This is a genomic window from Streptomyces asoensis (genome assembly GCF_016860545.1).
GTDB classification, from domain to species: Bacteria; Actinomycetota; Actinomycetes; order Streptomycetales; family Streptomycetaceae; genus Streptomyces; species Streptomyces asoensis.
The window spans coordinates 292,439-311,186 of the sequence record NZ_BNEB01000002.1 but is presented as its reverse complement, the minus strand read 5'-3'; the positions used below and the strand labels follow the sequence as shown (position 1 = coordinate 311,186).

Annotated in this window: 17 protein-coding genes; 4 read left to right on the top strand and 13 right to left on the bottom strand. The window is 72.2% G+C overall.

Features of this window, described 5'->3' with window-relative positions; translation table 11 throughout:
* Positions 1-24: 24 nt before the first annotated feature.
* Together Saso_RS04540 and aroH are read right to left on the bottom strand one after the other, a co-directional pair.
* Positions 25-1,110, bottom strand: a complete 1,086-nt coding sequence (locus Saso_RS04540; RefSeq protein ID WP_189927623.1) for a prephenate dehydrogenase — start codon at positions 1,108-1,110, stop codon at positions 25-27.
* Positions 1,107-1,469 (bottom strand): chorismate mutase, encoded by a 363-nt coding sequence (gene aroH, locus Saso_RS04535; RefSeq protein WP_189927624.1) that lies wholly within the window; start codon positions 1,467-1,469, stop codon positions 1,107-1,109. Before aroH ends, Saso_RS04540 begins: the two co-directional genes overlap by 4 nt.
* A 214-nt stretch (positions 1,470-1,683) precedes the next feature.
* Between aroH and Saso_RS04530 the strand changes: the two genes are divergently transcribed.
* The 3 genes from Saso_RS04530 to Saso_RS04520 all read left to right on the top strand — a co-directional run bounded on the left by Saso_RS04530 (position 1,684) and on the right by Saso_RS04520 (position 3,411).
* The gene (locus Saso_RS04530) at positions 1,684-2,358 is read left to right on the top strand and encodes a hypothetical protein (RefSeq protein WP_189927625.1); all 675 of its coding nucleotides are present in this window, start codon (positions 1,684-1,686) and stop codon (positions 2,356-2,358) included.
* Positions 2,359-2,422: 64 nt separating this feature from the next.
* Positions 2,423-3,001 (top strand): DUF6529 family protein, encoded by a 579-nt coding sequence (locus tag Saso_RS04525; protein ID WP_189927626.1) that lies wholly within the window; start codon positions 2,423-2,425, stop codon positions 2,999-3,001.
* A complete protein-coding gene (locus tag Saso_RS04520; protein ID WP_189927627.1) occupies positions 2,998-3,411 on the top strand; it encodes a Rieske (2Fe-2S) protein in 414 nt (137 codons plus the stop codon). The genes Saso_RS04525 and Saso_RS04520 overlap by 4 nt, the downstream gene beginning before the upstream one ends.
* Before the next feature lie 23 nt (positions 3,412-3,434).
* Here the strand turns inward: Saso_RS04520 and Saso_RS04515 are convergent, their stop codons facing one another.
* From Saso_RS04515 to Saso_RS04465, 11 genes are all read right to left on the bottom strand, one after another.
* A complete protein-coding gene (locus Saso_RS04515) occupies positions 3,435-4,457 on the bottom strand; it encodes an ADP-ribosylglycohydrolase family protein (protein ID WP_189927628.1) in 1,023 nt (340 codons plus the stop codon).
* Complete coding sequence (locus Saso_RS04510; protein WP_189927629.1) at positions 4,454-5,182, bottom strand: NUDIX hydrolase; 729 nt, start codon at positions 5,180-5,182, stop codon at positions 4,454-4,456. Before Saso_RS04510 ends, Saso_RS04515 begins: the two co-directional genes overlap by 4 nt.
* Positions 5,183-5,245: 63 nt before the next feature.
* Complete coding sequence (locus Saso_RS04505; RefSeq protein WP_189927630.1) at positions 5,246-6,370, bottom strand: pseudouridine synthase; 1,125 nt, start codon at positions 6,368-6,370, stop codon at positions 5,246-5,248.
* The gene (gene scpB, locus Saso_RS04500; protein WP_189927631.1) at positions 6,370-6,999 is read right to left on the bottom strand and encodes an SMC-Scp complex subunit ScpB; all 630 of its coding nucleotides are present in this window, start codon (positions 6,997-6,999) and stop codon (positions 6,370-6,372) included. Before scpB ends, Saso_RS04505 begins: the two co-directional genes overlap by 1 nt.
* Positions 6,996-8,165 (bottom strand): segregation and condensation protein A, encoded by a 1,170-nt coding sequence (locus Saso_RS04495; protein ID WP_189927632.1) that lies wholly within the window; start codon positions 8,163-8,165, stop codon positions 6,996-6,998. The genes scpB and Saso_RS04495 overlap by 4 nt, the downstream gene beginning before the upstream one ends.
* An 18-nt stretch (positions 8,166-8,183) precedes the next feature.
* Positions 8,184-8,762 carry a hypothetical protein gene (locus Saso_RS04490; protein ID WP_189927633.1) on the bottom strand — a complete coding sequence of 193 codons (579 nt, stop codon included), beginning with the start codon at positions 8,760-8,762 and terminating at the stop codon, positions 8,184-8,186.
* On the bottom strand, positions 8,747-9,883 hold the full coding sequence (locus Saso_RS04485) for a ParA family protein (RefSeq protein WP_189927634.1): 1,137 nt from the start codon (positions 9,881-9,883) through the stop codon (positions 8,747-8,749). Before Saso_RS04485 ends, Saso_RS04490 begins: the two co-directional genes overlap by 16 nt.
* 415 nt (positions 9,884-10,298) lie before the next feature.
* Positions 10,299-11,423 (bottom strand): alanine dehydrogenase, encoded by a 1,125-nt coding sequence (ald, locus tag Saso_RS04480; RefSeq protein WP_189927635.1) that lies wholly within the window; start codon positions 11,421-11,423, stop codon positions 10,299-10,301.
* A gap of 138 nt (positions 11,424-11,561) precedes the next feature.
* A complete protein-coding gene (locus Saso_RS04475; protein ID WP_189927636.1) occupies positions 11,562-13,787 on the bottom strand; it encodes a tetratricopeptide repeat protein in 2,226 nt (741 codons plus the stop codon).
* Positions 13,788-14,037: 250 nt separating this feature from the next.
* Positions 14,038-14,664, bottom strand: coding sequence for an NUDIX domain-containing protein (locus tag Saso_RS04470; RefSeq protein ID WP_189927637.1), 627 nt, complete (start codon positions 14,662-14,664; stop codon positions 14,038-14,040).
* A gap of 92 nt (positions 14,665-14,756) precedes the next feature.
* Positions 14,757-16,421, bottom strand: a complete 1,665-nt coding sequence (locus tag Saso_RS04465) for a CTP synthase (protein WP_189927638.1) — start codon at positions 16,419-16,421, stop codon at positions 14,757-14,759.
* 469 nt (positions 16,422-16,890) lie between these two features.
* Between Saso_RS04465 and Saso_RS04460 the strand changes: the two genes are divergently transcribed.
* Entirely contained in the window at positions 16,891-18,693 is a 1,803-nt protein-coding gene (locus tag Saso_RS04460; RefSeq protein WP_189927657.1) for a glycoside hydrolase family 15 protein, read from the top strand.
* Positions 18,694-18,748 lie beyond the last annotated feature (55 nt).

Here is an 18,748-nt window from a genome sequence, read left to right as displayed (position 1 = left end):
CTCCCCCGGGCCCGGGCCCCGGGTTCACTGCCGGATGGCCCAGCCCCTGTCCCGCAGCGCGGAGGACAGCACCGCGGCGGACTTGGGCTCCACCATCAGCTGGACGAGGCCCGCCTGCTGCCCGGTCGCGTGCTCGATGCGGACGTCCTCGATGTTGACGCCCGCCTGTCCCGCGTCGGCGAAGATACGGGCGAGCTGGCCCGGCTGGTCGTCGATGAGCACCGCGACCACCTCGTAGACCCGGGGGGCGGCTCCGTGCTTGCCGGGCACCCGGACCTGGCCCGCGTTGCCGCGGCGCAGCACGTCCTGGATGCCCCCGGCGCCCTCGCGCCGCTCGGCGTCGTCCGAGGACTGGAGGGAGCGCAGGGCCCCGACGGTCTCCTGGAGGTCGGCGGCGACGTCCGTGAGCAGGTCGGCCACCGGTCCCGGGTTCGCGGACAGGATGTCGATCCACATCCCGGGGTCGGACGCGGCGATCCGGGTGACGTCCCGGATGCCCTGGCCGCACAGCCGTACGGCGGCCTCCTCGGCGTGCTCCAGGCGCGCCGCGACCAGGCTGGAGACCAGGTGGGGCATGTGGGAGACCAGGGCCACCGCGCGGTCGTGGGCGTCGGCGTCCATGACCACCGGGACGGCCCGGCAGTGCGACACGAGTTCGAGGGCGAGGTTCAGCACCTCGGTGTCGGTGTCGCGGGTCGGCGTCAGTACCCAGGGACGGCCCTCGAACAGGTCGCCGGTCGCGGCCAGCGGGCCCGACTTCTCCCGGCCGGACATGGGGTGGGTGCCGATGTACGCGGACAGGTCGAGACCGAGCGCCTGGAGCTCCCGGCGCGGGCCGCCCTTCACGCTGGCCACGTCGAGGTAGCCGCGGGCGACCCCCCGGCGCATCGCGTCGGCGACGACGGCGGCGACATGGGCGGGCGGGGCCGCGATCACCGCGAGGTCGACCGGGCCCGCGGGCTCCTCGTCGGTGCCGGCGCCGAGCGCCGCCGCCGTACGGGCCTGACCGGGGTCGTGGTCGGCGAGGTGGACGACGACCCCCCGCTGGGCGAGGGCCAGCGCGGCGGACGTGCCGATCAGGCCGGTGCCGATGACGAGCGCCGTCCTCACTGGGCGATGTCCTTGCGCAGGGCGGCGGCGGCACCGAGGTAGACATGGCTGATGTCGGCGCGCGCCCGGTCGGACTCGACGTGCGCGAGGATGCGGACGACGCGCGGCATGGCGCCCGCGATGTCGAGTTCCTGGGCACAGATCAGCGGCACGTCGACGATGCCGAGCTTGCGGGCCGCGGCCGCCGGGAAGTCGCTGTGCAGGTCGGGGGTGGCGGTGAACCAGATGCTGATCAGGTCGTCCGCGCCGAGCGCGTTGCGCTCCAGGACGGCGGTGAGCAGGGCCCCGACCCGCTCGTCCATGTGACCCGCCTCGTCCCGGTCGAGTTGGACGGCTCCCCGGACCGCTCGTACCGCCACGGCGCTGCTCCTTGCTCACGTACCCACGTGCGCACTGCTCGCGCGCGCGTGCCGACTACGACTCCTGTCGCAGCCAGCCTAGTCAGCCCGCGCCACCGCGGTGCACGCCGCCCGCGTGCCGAGACGACCGCGCCCCCGCACGCCCTTTACGCGGGGTGCGGCCTGCGCTGTCATGGCAGTCGGACGGCAGTACACCCATCGGGGAAGGCCCGGCATGAAGCGTCCAGGACCCCTGCTCACCCTTCTCGCGGGACTGGTGCTCGGCCTGTCCCTGCTGACGCTCGACGCGACGACCGGGACGCGGACCGCCTCCTCCCCGTACGAGGAGGGGTCACCGGGCCCGGCTGCCGTCCGCAGCGCGGCCCCGGCGGCGCCCACCCGCTCCGTCTCCCCCGTCTCCCCCTCGCCGTCCCGGGTGCGGGCCGCCGACGCCGACTACGCCGGCCGTACCGACGACGGCACCGCGTCGGTCGCCGTCTCCGTGGACGACGGCAGGGCGATCGCCTACTACTGCGACGGCCGTGCCGAGGAGTCCTGGCTCAAGGGCGACGTCGAGGACGACGGCACGCTGCGGCTCACCGGCGGGGACGGCGCGAGACTCGACGGCACCCTGACGGACGGCGCGCGCGTCGACGGCACGGTGACGGTGGACGGCGGGCGGCACGCCTTCACGGCGGACCGGGCGAGAAAGCCGTCCGGACTGTGGCGGGCGACGGCCACCGTGCGCTCCGCGCGGATCGACGGCGGCTGGATCGTGCTGAAGGACGGCACGCAGGTGGGGATCGTCACCCGCGACGGCGAGCCCTCCCCCGCGCCCCGCATCGACCCGGCGACCGGCGCGGTGACGGTCGACGGAGAGCGGCTCACGGCCCGCCCCGCCACGCCCTGACGCCTCCCCCGACACCTGCCCCCGACCGCTGACCCCTGACCCCCTCGAGCAGGGAGCCACCACCATGACCGTCGACCCGAACGCCGCCACCCAGGGATTCCCCGGGCCCGTCCCGCGCGCCCCGCACCCGGCCCGCTATCTGGTCCCGGCGCTCGTCGCCGCCGCGGTGGCGCTCGCCCTGGGCGTCTACGGCAAGGTCCACGACCCGGCCGGGACGGCCTTCAGCCTGGCCGGCTTCAGCAGCACCGGCGCGGTCAAGTCGTGGCTGGCGACGACCGCGGTGTTCTTCGCCCTGGTCCAGCTCGTCTCGGCGCTGATGCTCTACGGACGGCTGCCGGGGCCCGCCTGGTCCGCCACCGTGCACCGCTGGTCCGGGCGGGCGGCCTTCCTGGTCGCGGTCCCCGTGGCGGTGCACTGCCTGTACGCGCTCGGATACCAGACATACGAAACGCGCGTAATGTGGCACTCCCTCCTGGGTTGTTTCTTCTTCGGCGCATTCAGTGCCAAGATGCTGCTGCTCCGTTCGGAGCGACTCCCGGGATGGCTGCTGCCGGTCGTCGGCGGACTCGTCTTCGCCGTGCTCACGGTGGTCTGGCTGACCTCGGCCCTCTGGTTCTTCCGCACCTTCGGAGTGACGACATGACCCACCCCGCGACACGGCGCACGGTCCTCCTGGCGACGGGCGGCGCGGCAGCGGCGCTCACCGCCGGATGCAGCCGGTACGGCGACAGCTCCACCTCCGACAAGTCCTCCGGGGCCACGGCCGGCCAGGAGCTGGCGAAGACGGCCGACATCCCGGTCGGCGGCGGCAAGATCTTCGCCGAGGAGAAGGTGGTCGTCACCCAGCCGACGCAGGGGGACTTCAAGGCGTTCTCGGCGGTCTGCACCCATCAGGGCTGCACCGTCGGTTCGGTCACCGACGGCATCATCCACTGCCCCTGCCACCGGAGCGAGTTCCGCATCGCCGACGGATCGGTGGCCGGCGGCCCGGCGCCGTCGCCCCTGCCCGCGGAACGGATCACGGTCGAGGGCGGCTCGATCAAGCTGGCCTGACCCGCCGGCGCGTCACCCGGGGCTCACTGGTCCCAGAGCGCCCCGAGCGTGACCAGCTCGCCCTGGTACTCGACCCGGTCCGCCCACGCCGTCGGCCAGGCGTCCGCCCCGGCGTGCGCGCCCGCGAACGCGCCCGTCAGACAGGCGATGGAGTCGGAGTCGCCGGAGGAGCAGGCCGCCCGGCGCAGCGCCGTCACCGGTTCGTCCGGGAAGAGCAGGAAGCACAGCAGACCGGTGGCCATGGCCTCCTCCGCGATCCACCCGGCGCCCGTGGCGAGGCACGGGTCGCTCTCGGGGTCGGAGGCGTGCAGGGCCTCCTCGAGGCGTTCCAGGATGTGCAGGCACTCGTCCCAGCCACGCTCGATGAAGTGCTCCGGGTCCGGGTCCTGGCTGCGGGTCCACAGATCACCCAGCCAGCGGTGGTGGTACCGGGAGCGGTTCTCCACGGCGTACGCCCGGAGCAGCCCGGTCAGGGCCGCCGGCTCGGCGCCCTGGGTGAGCAGCCGGACCGCGTGGGCGGTGAGGTCGGACGCGGCGAGCGCGGTGGGGTGCCCGTGGGTGAGGGCGGACTGGAGCTGCGCTGCACCGGCGCGCTGCTCGTCGCTGAGCCCGGGCGCGAGGCCCATGGGGGCGACCCGCATGTTGGCACCGCAGCCCTTGGAGCCGATTCGGCTGGCGTCCCGCCAGTCGCGCCTGTCGTCCTTCAGCAGCTCGCAGGCGGTCAGGCAGGTCCGTCCCGGGGCCCGGTTGTTGTCCGGGGACTGGTACCAGTCCACGAACTCCTCGCGCAGCGTGCGGGTGAGCGCCGTCGGCACGAGCAGCCCGCGGTCCATGGCGGTCCGCATGGCCCGGCCGACCGCGAGCGTCATCTGGGTGTCGTCGGAGACGAAGGCGCGCCCGGGCAGTTCCATGCCGCGCCACGGGCCGCACTTGGCGAGGATCGACGGGACGTCGTCGAACTCAGTGGGGTATCCGAGCGCGTCACCGAGCGCGAGGCCCAGCAGGGATCCGGTGGCGCGCTTGCGGACGGTGGTGGAGGTGGTCATGCGGATCGTCCTTCCCGGGGCGGTCGCAGCAGGGGCGGGTGCAACGCGGTGGCGGTGCCCGCGCGGTAGAGGGCGGCGGGCTTGCCGCGGCCGCCGGTCAGGCGTACGGCGCCGGGCACGGGTTCGACGAAGCCGGGGACGGCGAGCACCTTGCGGCGGAAGTTGGGACGGTCGAGCACCGTCCCCCACACGGTCTCGTAGACCTGCTGGAGCTCGCCGAGGGTGAACTCGGGCGGGCAGAAGGCCGTCGCGAGGCAGGTGTACTCGAACTTGGCGCCGACCCGGTCGTGGGCGTCGGCCAGGATCCGGTCGTGGTCGAAGGCGAGCGGTGCGGTGCCCCCGTGGGGCAGCCAGTCCGCGCGGGCCGCGTCGCCGCCGCCCCTCGGTTCGGGGGCGTCGGGCAGCAGCGCGGCGAAGGCGACGGACACGACCCGCATCCGGGGGTCGCGGCCGGGCTCGCTGTAGGTGCGCAGCTGTTCGAGGTGGAGCCCGGAGACGTCGTCGAGGCCGGTCTCCTCGGCGAGTTCGCGCCGGGCGGCCGTCTCGGCGGACTCGTCCGGCCGCACGAAGCCTCCGGGCAGCGCCCACCGGCCGGCGTACGGTTCCCGGCCGCGCTCGACGAGCAGCACGTGCAGGGCGCCCGCGCGCAGCGTGAGGACGGCGAGGTCGACGGTGACGGCGAAGGGTTCGTGGGCGTACTTGTCGTAACCCCGCACGCCGGACACCCCCTCTTAATAGTCACTACGACTATAAAAAGGGGGTGCGGTCGCGCACAAGGGCCTGAACCCCTAGAGGTCGACTTCCTTCATGAGCATGCCGACCTCGGTGTTGGACAGCCGCCGCAGCCAGCCGGACTTCTGGTCGCCCAGGGTGATCGGGCCGAAGGCGACGCGGACCAGCTTGTCGACCGGGAAGCCGGCCTCCGCCAGCATCCGGCGCACGATGTGCTTGCGGCCCTCGTGCAGGGTCACCTCGACCAGGTAGTTCTTGCCGGTCTGCTCGACGACCCGGAAGTGGTCCGCCTTCGCGTACCCGTCCTCCAGCTGGATGCCGTCCTTGAGCTGCTTGCCCAGGTCACGCGGGATCGGGCCCACGATGTGCGCGAGGTAGACCTTCTTCACGCCGTACTTGGGGTGGGTCAGCCGGTGCGCCAGCTCGCCGTGGTTGGTGAGCAGGATGACACCCTCGGTCTCGGTGTCGAGCCGCCCGACGTGGAACAGCCGGGTCTCACGGTTGGTGACGTAGTCGCCGAGGCACTGCCGGCCCTCGGTGTCCTCCATCGTGGAGACCACGCCGGCCGGCTTGTTCAGCGAGAAGAACTGGTACGACTGGGTGGCGACCGTCAGGCCGTCGACCTTGACCTCGTCCTTCTCCGGATCGACCCGCTTGCCCTGCTCCAGGACGATCTCGCCGTTGACCTCGACCCGCGCCTGCTCGATCAGCTCCTCGCAGGCCCGCCGGGAGCCGTAGCCCGCGCGCGCGAGGACCTTCTGGAGCCGCTCGCCCTCCTGCTCGGCGCCCGGGAAGGTCTTGGGCAGCCGGACTTCCTTCTTGCCCGCGTACCGGTCCCGGTTGCGCTCCTCGGCCCGCGTCTCGTACTCACGGGAGCGGGCGGGCTCGGTGCGGCCGCCCCGCTGCTGGCCCTGCTTGGGGCCGCCCTTGGCGCCCCCGCGGGCCGCGCCGCCGCGCCCGGCCTTCGGGCCCTCGTGGGTGGCGCCGGGGCCCACGTCGTAGCGGCGCTCCTCGGGGCGGGGCTTGCCGGGACGCTTGGGCCTGTCGTCGCGGCCTCCCGCGCCCTGGGGACGGTCGTCACGCCCTCCCGAGCCGCCCCTGGGCTGGGAACCGCCCCCACCGGCGCCCCGGGGCCTGCCGCGCCCGTTGTTCCTGCCACTGCCGCTGCCACTGCTTCGCATCAAAGTTCCGTCGTCGTCGTGTCGTCTGCGTCTGCATCCGGTGCGTCCGGATCGAACGACGGAACCGCTTCCAGCGTCTCGGCCTCGATCGCCTCCGCCTCGGGGAGAAACGGCGCGAGCTCCGGGAGCTCGTCCAGGCCTCGCAGGCCCATCCGCTCCAGAAAGTAGTTCGTCGTCACGTACAGGATCGCACCTGTTTCGGGTTCCGCGCCCGCCTCCTCGACCAGACCGCGCTGGAGCAGGGTGCGCATCACACCGTCGCAGTTCACTCCGCGCACCGCCGAGACCCTGCTGCGGCTGACCGGCTGGCGGTACGCGACGACCGCCAGGGTCTCCAGCGCCGCCTGGGTGAGGCGGGCCTGCTGCCCGTCCAGCACGAAGCCCTCGACGGCCGCCGCGTACTCGGGGCGGGAGTAGAACCGCCAGCCTCCGGCGACGACCCTGAGCTCGAAGCCGCGCCCCTGCACGGTGTACTCGTCGGCCAGCTCGCGCAGCGCGTCCGCGATCCTGCGCCGGGGCCGCTGGAGGATCTTCGCGAGGTGCTCCTCGGTGGCGGGCTCGCCGACGACCATCAGGACGGCCTCCAGGGCCGGCTTGAGGTCGAGTTCGGCGACGCTCTCCTCGCTCATGGCTTCGTCTCCTTGTCGGGCTCCTCGGGCGGCCGGTCGAACTCGTCCGTGACCACGGGCTCGGCGGCCCCCTCCCCGCCGGTCCAGCGCACCAGCAGCTCCCCGAGCGCGGTCTCCTGGTCGAGCGCCACGGCCTTCTCCCGGTACAGCTCCAGCAGCGCGAGGAAACGAGCGACGACGGTGAGGGTGTCGTCGGTGTCCTCCACCAGCGTCCGGAAGCTGGCCTCGCCGAGCTCCCTGAGCCGCGCGACGACGACCCCGGCCTGTTCCTGCACGCTCACCAGCGGGGCGTGGATGTGCTCCACGTACACCTGGGGCTTGGCCCGGGGCTGCATCGCCTTGACCGCGAGCCTGGCGAACCCCTCCGGGCCGATGCTGATGACGACCTCGGGCAGCAGCTCCGCGTGGTGCGGTTCGAGGCCGACGGTACGGGGGTAACGCCGGGCCTCGCTCTCCAGCCGCTGCGTGAAGATGTCGGCGACCCGTTTGTAGGCCCGGTACTGGAGGAGCCGGGCGAACAGCAGGTCACGGGCCTCCAGGAGAGCCAGGTCCGCCTCGTCCTCCACCTCGGCGGCGGGCAGCAGCCGGGCCGCCTTGAGGTCGAGCAGTGTCGCGGCCACGACCAGGAACTCGGTCGTCTGGTCCAGGTCCCAGTCGGGGCCCATCGCCCGGATGTGCGCCATGAACTCGTCGGTGACCTTGGACAGCGCGACCTCGGTGACGTCCAGCTTGTGCTTGGAGATCAGCTGGAGCAGCAGGTCGAAGGGCCCCTCGAAGTTGACCAGCCGAACCTTGAACACCCCGCCTGCCTCGACAGGAGCCCCGGCCTCGGCGGCCGGCGCGGCCACGGCGGGCGGCACGGCTTCGAGGGGCGGGGCGGGCCCGGCGGGCAGGCCGGATGCGGCGGGCCTCGCGGTGTCGGCGGGCGCCTCGGGTTCGGCAGGAGCCCCCGGCTCGGTGGGCGCCTCCGGCGCGGTGGGGGGCTCGGGTGGGGCGGCCGCGGCGGGTGGGCCGGGGGCCGTGGGCGGCTCGGGGGCCGGGGGTGACGCCGTCTCCGGTGCCGAGGGGGCCGGAGACGGCGGGGCCGAGCCCGGCCCGCGCCCCAGCGCACGCCTGCGACCGGCCGATCCGCCGGAAGCAGGTGGGGAAGCGTCGTTCGAGGTCATGGCCTCCGCAGGCTACCGCTAGCGTCCGCGAAGTCGTCGTACGAGGATGCTGGCGTCCCCGCGGCTCTCCAGATCGGCGAGGACCACGGCGACCGCCTCGCGGACGATGCGCCCCCGGTCCACGGCCAGACCGTGTTCGCCCCGGAGCACCAGACGGGCGTGCTCCAGGTCCATGAGCTCCTCGGCGGAGACGTAGACCGTGATCTTCTCGTCGTGCCGTTCCCGGCCGCTGGGCCTGCGGGCCGCCTGCCGACCGCGCTTGCGCGCCTGGGCGTCGGCGGAGGCAGAACCTTCCTGCTGGGCCGGCCGGCGTTCGGCGCCGTCCCCGGGCGCGCCCCGGGTGCGGGACTCCCCGGCGTCGGTCCGGCCCCCGTCGGCCGCCACGTGCTCGGCGCCCTCGCCGTCCCCGCCCTGCGCGGGCACCGCCGGCGGCGCGTCCTGCGCGCCGCCGCCCGCCACCGCGTCGCTCTCACCGGCCGGCGCCGGTACCCGGGCCTCGCCGTTGGCTGAGCGCCGGGGCGCGGACGGCTGAAGCGCCGTTCCCCCTGTCGTACGGAAGAGTTCGTCGGCCCCCGGCAGACTCACTCGGCGTGACACCGGGCGAGCACCTCCCTGGCGAGCTGACGGTAGGCGGCGGCGCCGACGGAGTTGGAGGCGTACGTGGTGATCGGCTCACCGGCGACCGTGGTCTCCGGGAAGCGGACCGTGCGCCCGATGACCGTGTGGTACACGTGGTCGTCGAAGGCCTCGACGACCCTCGCGAGCACCTCACGGCTGTGGACGGTGCGCGAGTCGTACATCGTCGCGAGGATGCCGTCGAGTTCCAGTTCCGGGTTGAGCCGTTCCTGGACCTTCTCGATGGTCTCGGTCAGCAGCGCCACACCCCGGAGGGCGAAGAACTCGCACTCCAGCGGCACTATCACCTTGTGGGCGGCGGTGAGGGCGTTCACGGTGAGCAGGCCGAGCGAGGGCTGGCAGTCGATGACGATGTAGTCGTAGTCGTCCATCAGCGGCTTGAGCGCACGCTGGAGCGTGGACTCGCGCGCGACCTCGGAGACGAGCTGCACCTCGGCGGCGGACAGGTCGATGTTGCTGGGCAGCAGGTCCATGTTGGGGACCGCCGTCTTCAGGAGCACCTCGTCCGCCGCCATGCCCCGCTCCATGAGCAGGTTGTAGACGGTGAGGTCGAGCTCCATCGGATTGACGCCGAGACCGACCGACAGCGCGCCCTGCGGGTCGAAGTCCACGAGCAGCACGCGCCGGCCGTACTCCGCGAGCGCGGCACCCAGGTTGATGGTCGACGTCGTCTTGCCCACGCCGCCCTTCTGGTTGCACATCGCGATGATCGTCGCGGGGCCGTGCTGGGTCAGCGGGCCCGGGATCGGGAAGTACGGCAGCGGGCGTCCGGTCGGTCCGACGCGCTCACGGCGCTGTCGGGCGGCGTCGGGCGCGAGCGTGGCCGCGTATTCCGGATCCGGCTCGTACTCGGCATCGGGGTCGTAGAAATGCCCTTCGGGCAGTTCGTCGTAGTCGGCGAAGTGGTTGCGGGGCGCGCCACTTCCGTCGCCGGCCATGGCGTTCACGTGATGGCCATCCATGCTCTGGTGTGCTGACAGAGCCACATGGGTGCTGCGCTGGCTCTGGTGGGCTGCGAAGGTTCGGACAGCGACGGAGCCGACAGCCTCGGGCCCCGCGGAGACCTGGGCCCGCGTCGGCATTCCTGGTTGACCACCCCCGGGAGCAAATGTCGACTCATTCACAAGTCGTCTTACCTCCTTGGTGACCAGGAAACTTCTAGACAAGGTCAGCGTGGCACCATGCCGACAGTCGGCGACTCTATGGCGTGTCGGGCGTCCGCAGCAACACAATCCGCCGGACCCGGCCCGATGTGTCGGCAATGAAACATCCCGCTGTCAAGGGCGTACGGCCGTCGCACGGCAGGTTTCGCCGGTGTACGAATCGGTCCAAGGGTTACGTTCGAGGCGAGTTGACCGAGAGCCGCAAAGTGACCATACACACATCCGGCCGGACCTTGTCGGGCAAGGTCCGGCCGGGTGTGCGGGGTTGACGACCTGTGTTGACGTATCGCCTTTTCCGCGGGGGTCACTTGGCCGATCCGCTCGGCCCGGCGGCTCAGCCGAGCAGCTGGTCGAGCTCCACGTGCTCCAGGCCGTGCGCCTCCGCGACCTCGCGGTAAACGACCTTGCCGTCATGGGTGTTGAGGCCCTTGGCCAGTGCGGCGTCGCGGCGCAGCGCCTCGACCCAGCCCTTGTCGGCGAGTTCGACGATGTAGGGCAGCGTGGCGTTGGTGAGCGCGTAGGTGGAGGTGTTGGGGACCGCGCCGGGCATGTTGGCGACGCAGTAGAACACCGAGTTGTGGACCGGGAAGGTCGGCTCCGCGTGGGTGGTGGGACGGGAGTCCTCGAAGCAGCCGCCCTGGTCGATCGCGATGTCGACAAGGACACTTCCGGGCTTCATCCGGGACACCAGTTCGTTGGTGACCAGCTTCGGGGCCTTGGCGCCCGGGATGAGGACCGCGCCGATGACGAGGTCGGCCTCGAGGCAGGCCTTCTCCAGCTCGAAGGCGTTGGAGACGACGGTCTGGATCTTCGTGCCGAAGACCTTGTCGGCTTCCTTGAGCTTGTTGATGTCCTTGTCGAGCAGGGTCACGTGGAAGCCCATGCCGATGGCGATCTGCGCGGCGTTCCAGCCGGAGACGCCGCCGCCGATGACGACGGCCTTGGCGGCCAGCACGCCCGGCACACCGCCGGGCAGCACACCGCGGCCGCCGTTGGCGCGCATCAGGTGGTAGGCGCCGACCTGGGGGGCCAGCCGGCCCGCGACCTCGGACATCGGGGCGAGCAGCGGCAGCGCGCGACCGGGCAGCTCCACGGTCTCGTAGGCGATCGCCGTGGTGCCGGACTCGACGAGGGCGTCGGTGCACTCCTTGGACGCGGCCAGGTGCAGGTAGGTGAAGAGCGTCTGGTCCTTGCGGAGGCGGTGGTACTCCTCGGCGATGGGCTCCTTGACCTTGAGCAGCAGGTCGGCCGTGGCCCACACCTCGTCGGCGGTCTCCAGGATCCGCGCGCCGGCGGCCAGGTACTCCTCGTCCGTGATGGACGAGCCGACACCGGCGCCTCGTTCGACGACGACCTGGTGGCCGTGGCGCACGAGCTCGTGCACTCCGGCGGGGGTGATGGCCACCCGGAACTCGTTGTTCTTGACCTCGCGGGGGATGCCGACCTTCACGTGGATCACGGTCCTTGGCTCAGAGGGTGGTGTGGGGGCACAGAAAGACATTCCCGGAGGTAATGCGCACACCGGGACGCACCGCAGGAGAACGTGCGGCAGAGCCAGTCTAATGAAGGTGTTCCCGCTGTCTAGCCTTTCATTGCATCAATCTTCAGCAGGTGTACTGCGGATTTCGCAGGTGTTAGCGCGATGTTCCAGGTGATCCGCCCGTTCTGGCTCGGCCTGCGGCCCCGAACTCGCCCCGGAATCGGGCTCCGGAGCCGCCTTCGGCGCCGGATCGGCCCGGGGCCCCGGATCCGCACCCGCGCGCGGGCCGGGTCGCGGGCCCTGTTCCTCCCGCGGTCGCGGACCCGGTCGCGGATGCGGTTCCGCGTCGCGGTCCGGGATCTCCTCTCCCAGGATGCGCTCGGCCGCGCTCCGGTGCAGTCCGGCCGCCGCCGGGTCGCCGAGGCGCTCCAGGGTGTCCGCCATCCTCAGCTGCACGGCCGCCTGCAACCGGGTGTCCTCGGCCCGCCGGGCCCACTCCACGGCCTCCTGGCAGGTGCGCAGCGACTCCTCGGGGCGCCCCGCGTACTCCTGGACCCGGGCCAGCTCGCTCGACGCGCGCGCGTATGCGCCGACGTCGCCGTTCTTGCGGTGTCCGGCGGCCGCGGCCCGCCAGGCCCGCTGGGCCTCGCCGTAGCGGCCCGCGTAGGTGTGCGCGGTGGCGATGCGCCCGTAGAGCCGGGCGGCCTCGGCGCGCTCGTCACGGGCCAGGCGCTGGGCCAGGGCGCGCCCGAACCAGTCGGCGGCCCGGTCGTAGTCCTCGAGCTCGAGATGCGCGCCGCCCACCGACTCCATCGCGCGCCCGATCGCGTACGGGTCGTTCGCCGCACGGCCGGCGTCCAGCGCGGCCCGGTAGCGTGCCAGCGCCTCCGCCGTACGGCCGGTCCTGGCGTCGACGTCCGCCAGGTTCAGCAGGGCAGCCGCCCTCTCGCGGGGCAGGTCGCGGCGCTCGGCGACGTCGAGGACGAGCTGGTGGACCCCGTACAGGTCGGGCGCCGCCGCCTGGGTGCCGAAGTGCGCCACCATCGCCCTGACCAGCTGGGACATCAGCCGCCTGGCCAGGGTGTCCAGCTCCCCGTCGGCGACCGCCAGCCGGGCCGAGGCGAGCAGGGCGGGCCGGCGCGCGCGCAGCCACTCGGCGGCCGCCCGGGGGGTGGGGAAGCGCAGGGCCGCCGGGGTGCCCTGGAGCTTCTCGCGGGCCTGGGGGTTGTCGGTCTCGGTGATGGCCCGGCAGGACTGGAGCAGCCGTACGGTGCGCTCGAGCATGCGGGCACGGGCCAGCCGGAGCTCGGCCGGGCGGTCGTGGGCCTCCGCGGCGGCGCGCAGCAGGGGGTGCAGGCATCCGGGGACCTCGTACTGCGGGAGCGGGGAGTCCACGGCCCGCAGGAGGCCCAGGGCGGTGAGGCCGTCCAGGGTGGTGCGGGCGGCGTCCACGGAGCACCCCGCGAGCGCGGAGGCGGTGTGCGGGTCCGCGAGGCCGGCCGGGGCGAGGCAGAGCAGGCGCAGCGTCCGGGCGGCGGGGGCGGGCAGCGCCGCGTGCACGAGCCGGAAGACCCGGCTGAGCGGGGTGCCCTCGTCGCTCTCCGCGTGGAGCTGTTTGGCGAGGTCGGCGACGGCCGCCTGGGGACGGGCGGCGAGCCAGCCGCCGGCCAGGTTCAGGGCGGCGGGCTGGCCCTGGCAGGCCTCCACGAGCCCCTCGGCGGAGAGGGGGTCGACGGTGATGCGGACCGAGCCGGTGTACCGGGTCAGCAGGTCGAGCCCGGACTTGGTGTCCAGGCCGCCCAGGGTGCAGGGGCGGACGTCGGCGATACCGGTGAGCGGTCCTGCGGACACGGCGACGAGCAGGCACTCGGGGGTGTCCGGGAGCAGCGCGTCGACCTGTTCGGCGCCCGCCGCGTCGTCGAGCAGGAGCAGCATGCGGCGCCCGGCGAGGGCCTGGCGCAGCAGGGCCGCGAGGTCGTCCTCGTCGGCGCCGGCCGGAGCGGGCACGTCGAGCGCGGCGAGCAGGTCACGGGCGGCGCGCTCGACCGGCACGGGTGTGCCGTCGGGTTCGGCGAGCCGGGCACGCAGCACGCCGTCGGGGTAGCGGGCGGCGACCTGCCGGACGAGTTCCTCGGCGAGCGCCGTCCGCCCGGAGCCGGGCCGGCCGGCGATGAGGAGCACGCGCGCGCGAGGTGCCTTGCGCCCGGAGATGGTGTCCAGCCCGGTGCGCTCGATGTCGGCGCGCAGTTCTTTCAACTCCCGGGTGCGGCCCAGGAAATGGCCCTCCGTCGCAGCGTGTCCCGACAGCTTCACGCCGTCTGTGTCCACTGCCTGGTCCGTCACGGGCCACACTCCCGTCCCACCGCGCGCGCAAGCCCGCCGGGACTCCGGATCGGGCGATTCCCGAGCCTAGTTCACGCTCTGCGACGTTCCGGGAGGAGCAGGGTGGCCCCGCCGGGAATCCCTCGATCGGATCAGCCGATCGTCACACCGGCGGGGGTGTGATGCGCGCACCAGGGTTCACGAACGGGTGTGGGGTGCGCGCACGGGTGCCGCCCGGGCGGCACCCGCGGACCAGGGGTGCGGGGCGGCGTCAGGCCTCGAACGGGCGCGCCGGCCAGGGCGCCTCGGCCGGGCGCAGCGCGTCCGGTCCGTCGCCGGTCCGCGCGGCGACCAGGGAGAGGACCCCCACGACGAGGCAGTTGCTGTGCACATCGCCCGCCAGCACCCGCCGCACGAGTTCACCGACCGGCACGCGCGCGTGCTCCATGTCGGCCTCCTCGTCCGCCACCTCGAAGCGCTCCCCGTCGGCCTCGGACAGACCGCGGGCCAGGAAGATGCGCACCGACTCGTCACAACCGCCGGCCGTCGGGTAGACGTCGGTCAGCACCCGCCAGTCCTCGGCCTTGACGTGCGCCTCCTCGTACAGCTCGCGCTGGGCGGCGTGCAGCGGGTTCTCGCCGGGCACGTCGAGCAGACCGGCCGGGATCTCCCACAGCTTGTGCCGCACCGGGTGGCGGTACTGCTTGATGAGCAGGACTCGGTCCTCGTCGTCGAGGGCCAGCACGGCCACGGACCCCGGGTGGACCTGGTAGTCCCGGCGGGCCACCGAGCCGTCGGGCATGACCACCTCGTCCGTGCGGACGGAGGTCTTGTTGCCGACGAAGGGCGTCTCGCTCGCCCGGATCTCCCACGCCTCGGCGGTGTCCTCGATCGTCATGCCATGCGTCCTTCCACGTGCGACGTGCGCAAACGAAAACCGGGGTGCCCACCTTTGAAGGTTTGCACCCCGGCCACCGTACAACTGGTGTGTTACTCGGAACTCTTCCCCGCCTCGACGGTCCGCCGCACCGCCGCCTTCACCAGACCGGCGAAGAGCGGGTGCGGACGCGTGGGCCGCGAACGCAGCTCGGGGTGCGCCTGGGTGGCGACCAGGTAGGGGTGGACGTCGCGCGGGTACTCCACGTACTCCACGAGCTTGCCGTCCGGCGAGGTGCCGGAGAACAGGATGCCCGCCTTCTTCTCCAGCTCGGCCCGGTAGGCGTTGTTCACCTCGTAACGGTGCCGGTGCCGCTCCTCGACGTACTCCTTGCCGTCGTACACCTCGCGCACGATGGAGCCCTCGGCCAGCTTGGCCGGGTACATCCCGAGCCGCATCGTGCCGCCCATGTCGCCCTCGCCGGCCACGATGTCGAGCTGCTCGGCCATCGTGGAGATGACCGGGTGGGCGGTGGCCGGGTCGAACTCGGTGGAGTTGGCGTCGCCGATGTCGGCCAGGTTGCGCGCGGCCTCGATCACGATGCACTGGAGGCCCAGGCACAGACCGAGCAGCGGGATGCGGTTCTCGCGGGCGTAGCGGATCGCGCCGACCTTGCCGAGCACACCGCGGTCGCCGAAGCCGCCCGGGATGCAGATGCCGTCCACGTCCTCGAGCTGCGCCTTGGCGCCGGCCGGGGTCTTGCAGTCGTCCGACGTGACCCACTTGATCTTCACGCGGGCCTTGTTGGCGAAGCCGCCGGCCCGCAGCGCCTCGGTGACCGAGAGGTAGGCGTCGGGCAGGTCGATGTACTTGCCGACCAGGGCCAGGGTGATCTCGTGGTCGGGGTTGTGGACGCGGTCGAGCAGGTCGTCCCAGGTCGTCCAGTCCACGTCGCGGAACGGCAGGTCCAGCTTGCGGACGACATAGGCGTCCAGACCCTCGCCGTGCACGGTCTTCGGAATGTCGTAGATCGACCGGGCGTCGGGGCAGGCCACCACCGCGTCCTCGTCGACGTCGCACATCAGCGAGATCTTGCGCTTGATCGCGGTCGGCACCTCGCGGTCGCAGCGCAGCACGATGGCGTCCGGCTGGATACCGATGTTGCGCAGCGCGGCGACGGAGTGCTGGGTGGGCTTGGTCTTCAGCTCGCCCGAGGGACCGATGTAGGGCAGGAGCGAGATGTGCACCACGAACACGTTGTCGCGGCCGACCTCGTGCCGGACCTGGCGGACCGTCTCCAGGAAGGGCAGCGACTCGATGTCGCCGACCGTACCGCCGACCTCGGTGATCACGACGTCGACCTCGTCGGTCGCCATACGCCGGATGCGGTGCTTGATCTCGTTGGTGATGTGCGGGATGACCTGCACGGTGTCGCCCAGGTACTCGCCGCGCCGCTCCTTGGCGATCACGGTGTTGTAGACCTGGCCTGTAGTGACATTGGCGGAGCCGTCCAAGTCGCGGTCGAGGAAGCGCTCGTAGTGTCCGATGTCGAGGTCGGTCTCGGCGCCGTCGTTGGTGACGAACACCTCACCGTGCTGGAAGGGGTTCATCGTGCCCGGATCGACGTTCAGGTACGGGTCGAGTTTCTGCATGACGACCCGCAGACCGCGCGCCTTCAGCAGCATGCCGAGGCTGGAGGCCGTCAGACCCTTGCCGAGCGAGGAGGCGACACCCCCGGTGACGAAGATGTGCTTGGTCGTCGTGGATTTGGGCGTCATGGCCAAGAGGGGGCTCCCGTGGTCGCGATTCGGAGGTGCGGTTCGGGGGCTTCGAGACCACCGGTCCACGGGCTACCAGGGTATCAGCGCCTCAGGGAGATGGCTTCCGGCCACGCTCCGCGCACGGGCCGACACGGGTGGCCCCCGAGCACCGGTTCGTCACCGCTTGCTCACCCGTTCGGCCCACCCGCGTTGTCGGGAGCGGCACGCAGATCATCTACGTGCGTCGTATCCTGCTCGGACACTCGCTGCCGAGCCCGGTCGGCAAGACGGCACACCCCCGCCCGTACCCCCACCGGAACAACGAGAGCTCGTCAGTTCGTTGAGCAGGAATCGGCGTTTTGCCTATACGGCTGAGCGGCTGCTTTGCTTCAGCGCTCAACGACGCATTACAAACGACCCCTTGACCGCACTAGCGACAGCCCCCGTTCCGCACGGGGGTGACGTGGCCGTTCGACTGGAGTTGCACGTGGCCGGGCGCATCGAAGACTACGCACTCATCGGAGACATGCAGACCGCCGCACTGGTCTGCCGGGACGGCACAGTCGACTGGCTGTGCCTGCCCCGCTTCGACTCGCACGCGATCTTCGCGGGTCTGCTCGGCACCGAGGAACACGGCTTCTGGCGCCTCGGCCCCGCGCACGCCTCCGACGCGCCCCCGCCGCGCGCGGCCCGGCGCGCCTACCGCGGCGACTCGCTCATCCTGGAGTCGGAGTGGGACACCCCGCGCGGCACGGTCCGGGTGACCGATTTCATGCCCCCGCGCGACGGGGCGCCCCAGCTCATCCGCATCGTCGAGGGCGTCTCGGGCCGGGTCCCGATGCGATCCACGCTGCGGATGCGGTTCTCCTACGGCCGGGTCGTGCCCTGGGTGCACAAGCACGAGGGCCGCACGGTCGCCGTCGCCGGCCCCGACTCCGTGTGGTTCGACACCGACTGCGAGACGTACGGCAAGTCGCTGACGACGTACGCCGACTTCACCGTGGCGCCCGGCGACCGGATCGCGTTCACGATCTCCTGGGAGCCCTCGCACAAGCAGCCGCCGCCGCTGCCGGAGCCCGAGCAGTCGCTCCAGGCGACCGAGGACTTCTGGCGCGAGTGGGTCGAGCACTGTACGTACCACGGCCCCTACCGTGAGGCGGTGATCCGCTCCCTGATCACCCTCAAGGCGCTGACGTACGCCCCCACCGGCGGCATCGTCGCGGCCCCCACCACCTCGCTGCCCGAGGACATCGGCGGCGTCCGCAACTGGGACTACCGCTACACCTGGCTGCGCGACGCGGCCATCACCCTGTCCTCGCTGCTGCGCACCGGCTACCGCGAGGAGGCCCGCGCCTGGCGCGAATGGCTGCTGCGGGCGGTCGCGGGCGACCCCGAGAACCTCCAGATCATGTACGGCATCGCGGGCGAGCGCGAGCTGGGCGAGGCCGAGCTGGACTGGCTGCCCGGCTACGAGAACTCCGCACCCGTGCGGGTCGGCAACGGCGCCGCGCACCAGCTCCAGCTGGACGTGTACGGCGAGGTCACCGAGGCCCTGCACCTGGGCCACATGACCGGCCTGGCCCGCAACGACTACGCCTCCATCCTCCAGCTCAAGCTGATCCGCTACCTGGAGGACCACTGGAACGAGCCGGACGAGGGCATCTGGGAGGTGCGCGGCCCGCGCCGCCACTTCGTGCACTCCAAGGTGATGGCCTGGGTCGCCGTGGACCGCACCATCAAGCTGATCGAGTCCGGCGACGCGGACGGCCCGCTGGAGAAGTGGCGCGAACTGCGCGACGACATCCACCGGGACGTGTGCGAGAAGGGCTACGACAAGGAGCGCAACACCTTCACGCAGTCCTACGGCTCCAAGGAGCTGGACGCCTCGCTGCTGCTCATCCCGCAGATGGGCTTCCTGCCCCCGGACGACAAGCGCGTCATCGGCACCATCGAGGCGATCCAGCGTGAACTGTCCACCACGGACGGCTTCATCCTGCGCTACCCGACCTCGGGCGGCGACGAGGGCGTCGACGGCCTGCCCGGTGACGAAGGCGCCTTCCTGGCCTGCTCGTTCTGGATGGCGGACGACCTCGCGATGATCGGCCGGGTCGACGAGGCCCGCAAGCTGTTCGAGAAGCTGCTCTCCCTGCGCAACGACCTCGGTCTGCTCGCCGAGGAGTGGGACCCGCGCCTCCAGCGCCAGGTGGGCAACTTCCCGCAGGCCTTCAGCCACGTCCCGCTGATCGACACGGCCCTGCGCCTGACGGCGTCGGGGGCGTACGGCGGCTGAACGCGCCCGACGCGGCCCGCCCGCCTAGGCTGGGAGCCGACAGCAGCCCCTTTCC